The following is a 12128-nucleotide window of genomic DNA, read 5'->3' as shown; positions in this document are numbered from 1 at the left end:
TCCGGCAGCCGGGCGGTCCGGTCAGCCGTCGATGACCGCGGTGGCCTCGATCTCGACCATGACGTCGGGCTCGGCCAGCGCGGCGACGCCCACTCCGGTCAGCGGCGCCCGCACGCTGACGCCGAGCTTCTCCGAGGCCCGTGCGGCGCCCTCCACGAACAGGGGCATCTTGTCCTCGGTCCAGTCGACCACGTACAGCGTCAGCTTCGCCACGTCGTCGAAGGTCGCGCCGGCACCGGCCAGGGCGGCGCCGAGGTTGAGGTAGCACTGCTCGACCTGGGCGGCGAAGTCGCCCTCGCCGACCTTGCCGCCGTCGGCGTCGCGGGCGATCTGCCCGGCGACGAAAACCAGCTTGGATCCGGTGGCGACCGACACCTGCCGGTAGAGGTCGACCTCGGGCAGTCCTTCGGGGTTGATCAGGGTGACGGCCATGTTGACTCCTCGTTGGCGGTTCCGGCTGGTGGACGCTGTGAATATAGCATTGCCATGCTATGTATTCTGGTTCCATGGTGAGAACGAAGGACCCCGCGGTCCGCACCCTGCTCATCGAACGGGCCGCGCACATGCTCCGTACCCGCGAGCCGATCACCCTGCGGTCACTGGTGGCCGGGACCGGTGTGTCGACCATGGCCGTCTACACCCACTTCGGCGGTATGGACGGCATGTGGGAGGCGCTGCGCCAGGAGGGCTTCACCCGCCTCGCCGCCAGATACGCGACGCTGGCCACCACCGACGACCCCGTCGAGGACCTGACCGCCCTGGTCGCCGTCTACCTCGTCAACGCCCTGGACCACCCCGACCTGTACCGGGTCATGTTCGACGCGAGCTTCGAACTGGCCGACCTGCGGGCCGCGAACGCGACCCTGGAGTACCTGGACCGCGCCGCGGACCGGGGCCGCGGCGTCGGACGCCTGCGCGCCGAGACCGCACCGCGCGAACTTGCGGTCCAAAGCTGGACCGTCGCGCACGGGCTGGCCTCCCTGGTCGCCAACGGCCCCCTGCCGCGCCATGCCCTCGCCAACGGCGTCACCCTGCTGACCGCGCTGTACATCGGCACGGGCGACGACCCCGACCGGTGCCGCCGCTCGGTCGAGAACGGCTGGCGGCGGCTGGAGGAGCCGCGCGCCTAGCGTGTGCCCGGCGCGGCCGACCGCGCCGGGCACGCCGGTGGTCAGCCCCGCCCGAGCAGACGCGAGCGCGTGCGCGCGGGCGCGGTCTCGGGAATGGCGTCGAGGATGTCGGCGAGGGACACCCCCGCCAGGCTCTCGCGCCAGGCCTGGTGCGCCTCGTCCATCCTCCGAGCCAGGACGCACCGGTCCTGGCAGTCCTCGGGCGGCAACGCCCCGCGCCCCCGCTGGCGAATCTCGCCGCACACGTAGGGGGAGGAGGCGCCGTCGACCGCCTCGACGATCTGGAGCAGGCTGATCTGCGCGGCGGGCCTGGCGAGCTGGAAACCGCCGCGCGGTCCCGTGGTCGCGGCCAGCACTCCCGCCCTCACCAGCGCCTGGAGCTGTTTGGCGAGGTAGGCGGCGGGGACGTCGAAGAACTCGGCGAGGCGGGTCGCGGACGCGGTCTCCCCCGGTTCGATCTGCGCCAGTGACGCGGCGCAGTGCAACACCCACTCGGTACTCACAGGCAGCTTCATGCCTTCCAGCATATTGAAGCTATTGCGGATCTTTTTTTGTCCGGGATAATCTTCGGTGCAGTCAACAGGAGGAGTGATCACCATGCGGATCGCCGTCGCCGGAGCAACGGGCAACATCGGCTCCCTCGCCGTCAGCGCCCTGAAGCGGGACGGACACGAGGTCGTGGGCCTGAGCCGCTCCCTCGGCGTGGACCTGCTCACCGCGGACGGACTCGACCGGGTCCTCGACGGCGTCGACGCGGTCGTCGACGCCACCAGCACCACGCTCACCGAGCGGTCGCGGGCGGTGGACTACCTGGGCGCCATCACGCGCAACCTGCTCGCCGCCGAGGAGCGGGCGGGCGTGCGCCACCACGTGCTGCTGTCCATCGTGGGCATCCACCGGGTCGAGGGAAACGCGCACTACGCCGCCAAGCGCGAACAGGAGCGCCAGGTGGCCGAGGGCGCGGTGCCGTGGACGATCGTCCCGGCCACCCAGTTCCATGACTTCGCCGCCATGGTCGCCGGCTGGACCGAGCGGAAGGGGGTCGCCGAGTTGGCCCCGCTGCTCGTGCAGCCGGTCGCCCCCGCCGACGTGGCCGACGTCCTGGCCGAGGTCGCGGCGGGCGAGCCTCGGGAGCGCCACCGCGATCTGGCCGGACCCGCTCCCCACGACCTGGTCGACATGGCACGGCGCACCTACCGGGCGCGGGGCCGCGAGATCACGCTCGTGCCGACGTGGTCGGGACTCCTCGGAACGGAGATGGCCGGAAACGTCCTGCTCCCGGGCGCGCACGCCCGCATCGCACCGACCTCCTTCGAGGACTGGCTCGCCGACCAGAAGTGACCCGGGGCCGCCGCACCCGGGGCGGTCCGGGTGCGGCGGGGCGTGGGACCCGCATTGCGTCGGCGACGTCACCGCCCGCGGCCCGAGACGGCACCGGGGATGGGGAGACGCGGATCGTCACCGGGCCCGCTCTCCCAGCTCCCGCCGGGCCACGGCGGCGAAACCGCTGGGCGCACGTCCGGTGAGGCGTTCGACGGCGTCGGTGACGCGGTCCTCGGCGCCGTGCGCGATGGCGTGGTCCATGTCGGCGAGCATCGCGGCGAACTCCGGCGGGATCGACGCGCCCAGCCGCACCCGCATGTGCTCACGGGACACACGGCGGTGGACGACGGGGGCTGCGGTGATCTCGCTGAGGACGGCGGCCACGTCGTCGTGGCTCAGCGCCTCGGGCCCGGTCAGGACCGCGTCGCCGTTCAGGGCCTCGGGGTCGGTCAGGGCTCGGGCGGCCACGGCGGCGATGTCGGCGGCGTCGACGAACCCGACGCGGCCGGAGCCGGTCGCGGTGAGGATAACGCCCTCGCTACGGATGGACTGAGCGTGTGGATGGGCGCCGGTGAAGTTCTGCATGAACCAGGAGGGCCGCAGGACCGCCCACTCGTCGAACAGGTCCGGAAGGGCGCGGTGCACCACCCCCGCCGCCGGGCCGCCCTCGGGGATGGACGACGCGCTCAGCAGGACCGCGCGGCGCGCGCCCGCCGTCCGGGCGCGGTCGAGGAAGGGAAGCATGACGGCGGCCGGATCCGGGTCGCCCGGAGGCGGAACGAGGTAGATGCGGTCGGCCCCGTCGAGGGTCGCCTGGTGGGTGGCGGGGTCGTACCAGTCGAAGCGGACCGGCTCGGCGCCCGTGACCGGCGCGGCGGCGCGGCTGGCGGCCCGCACGCGCAGGCCCGCGGCGACCAGTCGGGCCGCGGTGCGACCGCCGGTGGCGCCGGTGGCTCCGGTGACGAGTACGGCGCGGGGTGCGCTCATCGTGCGCTCCTGACGGCGTCGGCGCCGGTACGTCCCAGCGCGAGTGGGTTCCAGTAGTCGCGGCAGGGGGCGAACCGCCCGTCCCGGACCGTCACGACGGGGACGTAGCGCATCCGGTAGGGGGAGACCAGGCGGCCGGCGGCGCTCATCTCGACCACGGTCGTCTCGGGGGCGGCGGTCCGGTGGACCGGCACGTCGGGAAAGTCGTGCGGGTCGATCAGGTCGGGAGAGCCACGCATGCACCCGGCCACGGAGTCCCTGCCCAGGAGGCGTTGTGGCCAGCTCCCGGGTGCGAAGGGGCGCTCCATGACCCCGTCGCGGGCCCACAGCCCGACGCAGGCGGGGCCGTCGCGGTCGGGCAGGAGTCGTAGACCGTGGCGGATCCGCAGTTCCGGTGATGTGCGCGCGGGCATGAGGGGTCTCCCATCCGATACAATCCGGACCCTCGGTCCGCTCCGAGAATATACGGACCCTTGGTCCGCTTTGCAACAGGAGGCGCCGCGTGCCCGAGCGCAGACCCCGCAAGGACGCCGCCCGCAACCGCGCGGCGGCCCTCGCCGCCGCCGCCGACCTCTTCGCCCGAACGAGCCCCGACCAGGTCACCATGGCCGACGTCGCCACGGAGGCCGGCGTCGGCAAGGCGACCCTGTTCCGGGCCTTCGGCGACCGCACCGGCCTGATCCGCGCGCTGCACCAGGCAAGGCTCGAACCCGTGCTGAGCGCCGTCGAGACGGGTCCGCCGCCCCTGGGCCCGGCCACCCCCGCGCTCCAACGCGTCCCCGCCGTCCTGGACGCCCTGCTGTGTTTCAAGCTCGACCACCGCCACCTCGCACGGGCCCTGGAGGGCGCCGAGAACACCAGCCCCTACCGGGCCGGGCACTACCAGCGATGGCACGAGCTGCTCCGGGCCATGCTGGAGCCGATCGTCGGCCCGTCCGAGTGCGGATTCACCGCCCACGCGCTGCTGGCCGCCGTCCGCGCCGACCTGGTCGAACGCCTGGCCGAGCGGGACGGCCTGCCGCGCGAGACGATGCGGGCACACCTGGCCGACTTCACCGCCAGGGTGCTGCGGACCGATCCCGGCGAGAGGCGGACTTGACCTCAACATTGGTTGAAGTACAAGAATGTGTTCCATGAACAACGCACACAACCAGGACCAGCAGTCGGAGACCGAGGCGATCGCGGCGGTGGTCGCCGAGGTCGAACGCGCACAACGCGAGGAGGACGTGGACGCCTTCGTCGCCCTCTTCCGGGAGGACGCGATCTGGACGACCGCGCACGGCAGGCGGCTGTTCGGCCGACAGGAGATCGCCGAATTCACCCGCAAGGTGCTCCCCGGCGCCATGCGGGACCTGCTCCCCCGCTACAAGGTGGAACACGTCCAGTTCATCCGCCCCGACGTCGCCGCGGTCAAGGTCGGCCAGCGCTACCTCACCCGTGACGGAGACCCCGCCCCCGACGAACCCGAGGGCACGCCCCTGTACGTCATGTCCAAGGAGGACGGCCGCTGGACCCTCACCGCGGCCCAGAACACCCAGGTCCACACCTGACCCCGGGCGGGTCCGGCCCCATCCGCCGGACCCGCTCAGCCCCGCCGTGCGGCGGGTCGTCGAACCCGAGTTCGCGCCTTCCCGGCGCGGGGGCCGCCGCCCGCTGACGGCGACCGGGACCGGGCTCCTCCAGCAACCCGCCCAGCACGGTGGCGATCACCCGCCAGCACAGACCGAAGCGGCCCTCGGGCCAACCGCACGGGCACTCGCCGCCCTCGGTGAGCCGATCGACCTCCCACCGGTCCTCGCGGGCGAACGGCCGACGACGACACACGCGCCCTAACCGACCGAGACCTCCTCCACGTGGGCGAGGAAGTCCAACAGTGCCGCGTTGACCTCCTCGGGCCGCTCCTGCTGCGTCCAGTGCCCACACCCGGCGAGGGTCACGTTGGCGTGCACGCGCGGCGCCACCAGGTGCAGGTTCGCCCGCAGGAAGTCCACACCCTCAAGGGAGACGACCACGTCCTTGTCACCGACCACGTACAGCGCGGGCGCCTCGACCACACGCCCCCGGAACGCGGTCAGGAGCTCGTTGTTGCGATCGATGTTGCGGTACCAGTTCAGCGGCCCGGTGAACGCGTCCGGGCCCTGATAGCCCTCGGCGAACGCGGCCACGTCCTCCTTCGTCAGCCAGCCGGGCAGGACGTCCGGCTCCGGCATCAGGTCCAGCAGGGTCATGCCCTCGGGGACGACCCAGGGCCGGGGCTCCTCCACCCAGGGGTTGTCGCCCGAGGCGCTGAACATGATGCGCCGCAGCGTGGAGGCCGGGTCGCGGGCGAACTCGGCGTCGGCCACACCGGGTTCCTGGAAGCGGATCTGGTAGTAGCCATCGCCGTAACGGTCGCGCGCGAGCGAGAGGGGGGGCAGCATGGCCGGAGGCGCCGGGGGCACACTCAGCCCCGCCACCCCGCGCACCAGGTCCGGGCGCAGCAGGGCCGTCGCCCAGGCTACGGGCGCGCCCCAGTCGTGGCCGACCAGCACGGCGCTGGACTCCCCCAGCTCGCCGATCAGCGCGGTCACGTCGCCCACCAGGTGCAGGAGGGTGTAGGCGTCGACCGGTTCGGGCCTGTCGCTGCTGGCGTAGCCGCGCTGGTCGGGGGCCACCACGCGGTATCCGGCCTCGACCAGCGGAGCGAACTGGTGCCGCCAGGAGTACCAGCTCTCGGGGAAGCCGTGCAGGAGCAGGACCAGTGGTCCCTCTCCCTGCTCGGCGATGTGCAGGCGAACTCCGTTGACCTCGACGTCCCTGTGCCTGACGGTCATGCGTGGCTCCTCGCCGTGTTCGGGTGGGCCGCGGGCTCGGTCGCCGGGGGGGCGGTGGCGGCCCTGCGGTGAGCATAGGGGAAGGACGTCGCGCACGTCGGACCCGCCCGACGATGCGCGCCGACGCCGTTGGGCAACGTCGCGACGACGTGCCAAAATCGTGCACGTGACCAGCAGATCCGCCGAAGAGCACCACCTGCGCGAGCTCGTCGTGCTGCGCCGCGTCCGCGACCGCATCGACCGGGAGTACGCACGACCGCTGAACGTCGAGGCGCTCGCCCGGGGCGCGAACATGTCGGCCGGGCACCTGAGCCGCCGGTTCCGACGCGCCTACGGCGAGTCCCCGTACAGCTACCTGATGACGCGCCGCATCGAACGCGCCATGGCCCTGCTGCGCCGCGCCGACCTCAGCGTCACCGAGGTCTGCTTCGAGGTCGGCTGCTCCTCCCTGGGCACCTTCAGCACGCGCTTCCACGAACTCGTCGGCGTGTCGCCCAGCACTTACCGCGTCCGAGCGGCGAACACGACCGAGGGGATGCCGGCGTGCGTCGCCAAACAGGTGACCAGACCGATCAGGAATCAAGAAGCACGGCTGACCTCGCCGCACCTAACCTGATCCACATGGACATCACCATTCACGCCAGTTTCCTGACGCACGACGACCCGGACGCCTCCCTGGCCTTCTACCGCGACGTCCTCGGCTTCGAGGTCCGCAACGACGTCGGCCGCGGCACGATGCGATGGATCACGGTCGGACCCGTCGGCCAGCCCGAGACGTCGATCGTCCTGCACCCACTGGCCGCCGACCCCGGCGTCACCGACGACGAGCGCCGCACCATCGCCGAGATGATGGCCAAGGGCACCTACGGCATGGTCCTCCTGGCCACCAGCGACGTCGACGGCGTCTTCGAGCGCCTGCAGGCCACCGACGCCGAAGTCGTCCAGGAGCCGACCGACCAGCCCTACGGGGTGCGCGACTGCGCCTTCCGCGACCCCGCGGGCAACATGGTCCGCATCAACGAAAAGCGCTGAGACAACCGGCGATCACCACTGCGACACGCATGGACGGCGCCGTGTGGGAATTCCGTGCCGCCGGGGGCGCCGTCCCCGCACCGATCCACGCCCCATGAGCACCGAGCCCCGAGCCGAAGCGGCCGACCGGTGCGTCCCGCGCACCGACCGGCCCCGCGTGCGCCGCCCCACCCACCGCATGGAGAGACGATGAGCAACGCCACCAGGACGGACACGCGGCCCCCCGCGCCGCACGCCGCCGACAGCCACGAAGTGATCAGCGTGCACGGCGCGCGCGAGAACAACCTCAAGGACGTCAGCGTCGAGATCCCCAAGCGTCGGCTGACGGTGTTCACCGGAGTCTCCGGTTCGGGCAAGAGCTCGCTGGTGTTCGACACCGTCGCCGCCGAGTCTCAGCGGCTGATCAACGAGACCTACAGCACCTTCGTCCAGGGCTTCATGCCGACGCTCGCGCGGCCCGAGGTCGACGTCCTCGACGGGCTCACGACCGCGATCATCGTCGACCAGCAGCCGATGGGCGCCGACCCCCGCTCCACCGTCGGCACCGCCACCGACGCCAACGCCATGCTGCGCATCCTCTTCAGCCGACTGGGCGAGCCGCACGTCGGCCCGCCGCACGCGTTCTCCTTCAACGTCGCCTCGGTCCGCGCCAGCGGCGCGATCACGGTGGAGAAGGGCTCCTCCGCCAAGGCCGTGAGGCAGACCTTCACCCGCACCGGCGGGATGTGCACGCGCTGCGAGGGGCGCGGCAGCGTCACCGACATCGACCTCACCCAGCTCTACGACGACTCCAGGTCGATCGCCGGGGGCGCGTTCACCATCCCGGGCTGGAAGTCGGACAGCTTCTGGACCGTGCGTCTGTACGCCGAGTCGGGCTTGCTCGACCCGAACAAGCCGATCCGCGACTTCACCGACAAGGAGATGGCGGACTTCCTCCACCGGGAGCCGACCAAGGTCAAGGTCGAGGGCGTCAACCTCACCTACGAGGGCCTCATCCCCAAGATCCGCAAGTCGTTCCTGTCCAAGGACCGGGAGGCGATGCAGCCGCACATCCGGGCGTTCGTCGACCGGGCGGTCACCTTCACCGCCTGCCCCGAATGCGACGGCACCCGGCTCAGCGCGGCGGCCCGGTCGTCGCGAATCCAGGGCGTCAACATCGCCGAGGCGTGCGCGATGCAGCTCAGCGACCTCGCCGACTGGGTCCGCGAACTCCAGGAGCCGTCCGTGGCGCCGCTGCTGGCCTCGCTTCGGCGCACGCTCGACTCGTTCGTGGAGATCGGCTTGGGCTACCTGTCGCTGGACCGGCCCTCGGGCACGCTGTCGGGCGGCGAGGCCCAGCGCGTCAAGATGATCCGCCACCTGGGCTCCTCGCTCACCGACGTCACCTACGTCTTCGACGAGCCCACCATCGGCCTGCACCCCCACGACATCGCGCGGATGAACAACCTGCTCCTGCGGCTGCGGGACAAGGGCAACACGGTGCTCGTCGTGGAGCACAAGCCCGAGACGATCGTGATCGCCGACCACGTCGTCGACCTCGGTCCCGGCGCCGGGGCCGCGGGCGGCGGCGTCTGTTTCGAGGGCACCGTCGAGGGACTGCGCTCCAGCGGCACCGTCACCGGCCGCCACCTCGACGACCGCGCCCGCCTCAAGGAGACCGTGCGACGGCCCACCGGCGCCCTGGAGATCCGCGGCGCGACGCAGCACAACCTGCGCGACGTCGACGTGGACGTCCCGCTCGGCGTGCTCACCGTCGTCACCGGCGTCGCCGGGTCCGGCAAGAGCTCGCTCATCCACGGGTCGATCCCCGCCGCCGCGGGCGTGGTGTCGGTCGACCAGAGCCCGATCCGCGGCTCCCGGCGCAGCAATCCGGCGACCTACACCGGACTGCTCGACCCGATCCGCAAGGCGTTCGCCAAGGCCAACGGCGTCAAGCCCGCCCTGTTCAGCGCCAACTCCCAGGGAGCCTGCCCCAACTGCAAGGGAGCCGGGGTGATCTACACCGATCTGGCGATGATGGCGGGTGTGTCCACCCCGTGCGAGGAGTGCGAGGGCAGGCGCTACCAGGCAGCGGTCCTCGACCACCGTCTCGGCGGCCGCGACATCAGCGAGGTGCTCGCGATGTCGGTGCGGGAGGCGGAGGAGTTCTTCGGCGCCGGTGAGGCGCGCAACCCGGCCGCCCACCGCGTCCTGGGCCGGCTCGCCGACGTGGGGCTGGGCTACCTCACACTCGGCCAGCCGCTCACCACGCTGTCCGGCGGCGAGCAGCAACGCCTCAAGCTGGCCACCCACATGGCCGAGAAGGGGGGCGTCCTCGTCCTCGACGAGCCGACCACCGGCCTGCACCTGGCCGACGTCGAGCAGCTGCTCGGCCTGCTCGACCGGCTCGTGGACTCGGGCACGTCGGTGATCGTCATCGAGCACCACCAGGCGGTCATGGCGCACGCCGACTGGATCATCGACCTCGGCCCCGGCGCTGGCCACGACGGCGGCCGGGTCGTCTTCGAGGGCACGCCCGCCGACCTCGTCGCCGCCCGCTCCACCCTCACCGGAGAGCACCTGGCGGCGTACGCCAGCTGACCGGGGAACCGGACGGAACGGTGGACGAGTCCCGTCGAGTTCCTCAGCCTCGTCGGCAGGCAGGGCGAGCGCGCGCACGTACGTACGCGCGGCGCCTGGCATCCCAGATCGTGGGAATTGAATCTCAAAAAGAGAGACAAGGGTGTAGTGTCCCCACCACGGGCACGCCACGCCGCCCAGAGGAAGGGGAGTCCCCATGTCGCGCTACACCCACGGCCAACACCGCTCGGTCACCGACTCCTACCGCTGGCGCAACGCCGCCAACTCCACCGCCTACGCGCTGGACCGGATGGTCCCGGGACGCTCCCTGCTGGACGTCGGATGCGGCCCCGGCACCATCACCGTCGACCTGGCCCGACGCGTCGCCCCCGGCCCCGTCACCGCCGTGGACTCCTCCGCCGAGGCCCTCGACCTCGCCCGGGCCACCGCACAGCGGGCGGGCGTCGACGACATCGACTTCCGGGTCCGCGACGCCCAGGACCTGCGACTGCCCGACGACACCTTCGACATCGTCCACGCCCACCAGGTCCTGCAGCACGTCGGCGACCCGGTGCGCGCCCTGGCGGAGATGCGCCGCGTCGCCCGACCCGGAGGTGTCGTGACCGTGTGCGACAGCGACTACTCCGGCATGTTCTGGTACCCGCGCCCGCCCGAGCTGGACGCGTGGATGTCCCTGTACCAGCGCCTCGCCCGCGCCAACGGCGGCGAACCCGACGCCGGACGCCACATGGTCGCCTGGGCGCACGCCGCCGGATTCACCGACCTCACCTACGTGTCCGAGGCGTGGAGCCACTCCTGCCCCGAGCGCCGCACGTGGTGGGGCCGCATGTGGGCCGAACGGATCCTGGAATCCGACATGGGCCGCCAAGCCCTGGCCGAGGGGTACGCCACCCGCAAGGAGCTGGAAGAGATCTCGGCGGGCTGGACCCGGTGGAGCCAGGACCCCGACGCCGTGTTCGTCATCCCGCGCGCGCCCTGGTCTGCCGCGCCTGACCGACCGCCGCCCCCGTGGCCGGGGCGGCGACACCACGCGGGGCGGCTGGTCAGGCCGGGCGGGAACGGGATAGCGTCGACTCACCGCGGCCCACGCTGGAGGAACCATGTCCGACCTGCCGATCGGCTACTGGATCAAGCACCTGGACCGGCTGATCGAGAACGACTTCGACCGGGTGCTGTCCACCGAGACGCTCGGGCGCCGCCACTGGCAGGTGCTCACCTCCCTGCACTCCGACCCCGGCGCCGTGGCCGACCTGGACCGGCGGCTCGCCCCGTTCCTGGAGGAGGGCGAGTCCAGCGTCGCCCCCGTGGTCGAGCAGCTGCGCGCCCGCGGATGGGTCGAGGGCTCCGATCCGCTGTCCCTCACCGCAGCCGGACGCACCGCCCACGACGCGCTGTTCGAGAAGGTCGGCGACGCACGCCGCCGCCTGGCCCAGGGCATCACCGACCAGGAGTACCGCGCCACCGTCGACGTCCTGGAGCGCATGTCCGCCAACCTCGAACGCGGCTGACCCCGCCCCTCCGACCCACGACGCGCCCCGGCCCGTCAGCCCAGATCGTCGGACAGCTCCCGGGTGAGCTCGACGAAGGCCAGGTCGGGCCGCTTGGGCTTGCCGAAGGACTCGTCACCGTAGGGGAAGGGGGAGATCCGACCGGTGTTGGTGTACCCCCGCCGCTCGTACCACGAGATCAGATCCTGCCGCTGCTTGAGCACCTTCATGCGCATCACGCGACAGCCCCACGTGCGCACCACGGTCCGCTCCGCCTCGGCGAGCACCCGGCGCCCCAGCCCCGTGCCCTGGGCGGTGGGACGGACCGAGAACATTCCGAAATAGGCGCCGCTGGTGTCCCGTCGCAGCTCGCAGCAGGCCACCAGTTCACCCTCGGCCTCGGCGACCAGGACGAGCGCGTTGGTGCGGCCCAACAGCTCGCCCATGCCGTCCTTGTCCACCCGCTGCCCGCCGAGCAGGTCGGCCTCGGTGGTCCACCCCCGCCGCGAGTCGTCCCCCCGGTAGCAGGAGTTGACCAGCTCCACCAACGCGGGAACGTCACCCCTGGCCGCCGCGCGATAGGTCAGCTCCGGCTCGTCCCGCGACGCCGCGCCGTTGGTCTCCATGGTGGTCACCCAGGCCCTCCCCCGGTGGTTCCGATTCGCTGCGTCCCCAGTATCGGGCACCCCCGACGGGCCGCGCACACCGCTGCGCCCCCGGCGCCGGAGCCCGGTCCACGATCGGACCGTCCCGGAATCCTCGGCATACTTGACCTA

14 protein-coding genes and 1 pseudogene are annotated in these 12128 nt (G+C 72.0%); 9 read left to right on the top strand and 6 right to left on the bottom strand.

The window, feature by feature from the left end; genetic code table 11:
• Positions 1 to 21: 21 nt before the first annotated feature.
• Positions 22 to 432, bottom strand: a complete 411-nt coding sequence (locus tag BJF83_RS13820; RefSeq protein WP_075926623.1) for a RidA family protein — start codon at positions 430 to 432, stop codon at positions 22 to 24.
• 74 nt (positions 433 to 506) lie between these two features.
• On the opposite strand from BJF83_RS13820, the gene BJF83_RS13815 reads away from it, so the two are divergent.
• Entirely contained in the window at positions 507 to 1130 is a 624-nt protein-coding gene (locus BJF83_RS13815; protein WP_075926622.1) for a TetR/AcrR family transcriptional regulator, read from the top strand.
• A 41-nt stretch (positions 1131 to 1171) separates the two neighbouring features.
• Here the strand turns inward: BJF83_RS13815 and BJF83_RS13810 are convergent, their stop codons facing one another.
• Entirely contained in the window at positions 1172 to 1645 is a 474-nt protein-coding gene (locus BJF83_RS13810) for an Rrf2 family transcriptional regulator (RefSeq protein WP_075926641.1), read from the bottom strand.
• Positions 1646 to 1727: 82 nt separating this feature from the next.
• Between BJF83_RS13810 and BJF83_RS13805 the strand changes: the two genes are divergently transcribed.
• Complete coding sequence (locus BJF83_RS13805) at positions 1728 to 2471, top strand: SDR family oxidoreductase (RefSeq protein WP_075926640.1); 744 nt, start codon at positions 1728 to 1730, stop codon at positions 2469 to 2471.
• Between the two features lie 117 nt (positions 2472 to 2588).
• On the opposite strand, the gene BJF83_RS13800 is transcribed toward BJF83_RS13805, so the two are convergent.
• Positions 2589 to 3440 (bottom strand): NmrA family NAD(P)-binding protein, encoded by an 852-nt coding sequence (locus BJF83_RS13800; RefSeq protein ID WP_075926621.1) that lies wholly within the window; start codon positions 3438 to 3440, stop codon positions 2589 to 2591.
• Positions 3437 to 3853 (bottom strand): nuclear transport factor 2 family protein, encoded by a 417-nt coding sequence (locus BJF83_RS13795; RefSeq protein WP_075926620.1) that lies wholly within the window; start codon positions 3851 to 3853, stop codon positions 3437 to 3439. The genes BJF83_RS13800 and BJF83_RS13795 overlap by 4 nt, the downstream gene beginning before the upstream one ends.
• An 89-nt stretch (positions 3854 to 3942) precedes the next feature.
• Between BJF83_RS13795 and BJF83_RS13790 the strand changes: the two genes are divergently transcribed.
• Both BJF83_RS13790 and BJF83_RS13785 read left to right on the top strand, forming a co-directional pair.
• Complete coding sequence (locus tag BJF83_RS13790) at positions 3943 to 4539, top strand: TetR/AcrR family transcriptional regulator (protein WP_075926619.1); 597 nt, start codon at positions 3943 to 3945, stop codon at positions 4537 to 4539.
• Positions 4540 to 4573: 34 nt separating this feature from the next.
• The gene (locus BJF83_RS13785; protein ID WP_075926618.1) at positions 4574 to 4990 is read left to right on the top strand and encodes an SgcJ/EcaC family oxidoreductase; all 417 of its coding nucleotides are present in this window, start codon (positions 4574 to 4576) and stop codon (positions 4988 to 4990) included.
• Positions 4991 to 5269: 279 nt separating this feature from the next.
• Here the strand turns inward: BJF83_RS13785 and BJF83_RS13780 are convergent, their stop codons facing one another.
• Positions 5270 to 6253, bottom strand: coding sequence for an alpha/beta fold hydrolase (locus BJF83_RS13780; protein WP_075926617.1), 984 nt, complete (start codon positions 6251 to 6253; stop codon positions 5270 to 5272).
• A 166-nt stretch (positions 6254 to 6419) separates the two neighbouring features.
• On the opposite strand from BJF83_RS13780, the gene BJF83_RS13775 reads away from it, so the two are divergent.
• The 5 genes and pseudogenes from BJF83_RS13775 to BJF83_RS13755 all read left to right on the top strand — a co-directional run bounded on the left by BJF83_RS13775 (position 6420) and on the right by BJF83_RS13755 (position 11373).
• Complete coding sequence (locus BJF83_RS13775) at positions 6420 to 6869, top strand: helix-turn-helix transcriptional regulator (protein WP_075926639.1); 450 nt, start codon at positions 6420 to 6422, stop codon at positions 6867 to 6869.
• Between the two features lie 5 nt (positions 6870 to 6874).
• Positions 6875 to 7285, top strand: a complete 411-nt coding sequence (locus BJF83_RS13770) for a VOC family protein (protein WP_075926616.1) — start codon at positions 6875 to 6877, stop codon at positions 7283 to 7285.
• Positions 7286 to 7474: 189 nt separating this feature from the next.
• A complete protein-coding gene (locus BJF83_RS13765) occupies positions 7475 to 9865 on the top strand; it encodes an excinuclease ABC subunit UvrA (RefSeq protein ID WP_075926615.1) in 2391 nt (796 codons plus the stop codon).
• A gap of 196 nt (positions 9866 to 10061) precedes the next feature.
• Positions 10062 to 10858 (top strand): annotated as a pseudogene (locus BJF83_RS13760) (class I SAM-dependent methyltransferase).
• Between the two features lie 107 nt (positions 10859 to 10965).
• Positions 10966 to 11373, top strand: a complete 408-nt coding sequence (locus BJF83_RS13755; RefSeq protein WP_075926614.1) for a MarR family winged helix-turn-helix transcriptional regulator — start codon at positions 10966 to 10968, stop codon at positions 11371 to 11373.
• Positions 11374 to 11408: 35 nt separating this feature from the next.
• Here the strand turns inward: BJF83_RS13755 and BJF83_RS13750 are convergent, their stop codons facing one another.
• A complete protein-coding gene (locus BJF83_RS13750) occupies positions 11409 to 11978 on the bottom strand; it encodes a GNAT family N-acetyltransferase (RefSeq protein WP_075926638.1) in 570 nt (189 codons plus the stop codon).
• Positions 11979 to 12128 lie beyond the last annotated feature (150 nt).

Source organism: Nocardiopsis sp. CNR-923, assembly GCF_001942255.1.
In the GTDB taxonomy this organism is placed as follows: Bacteria; Actinomycetota; Actinomycetes; order Streptosporangiales; family Streptosporangiaceae; genus Nocardiopsis.
Note: the sequence above shows the minus strand (reverse complement) of the source record. Positions and strands in the feature narration are given on the sequence as shown.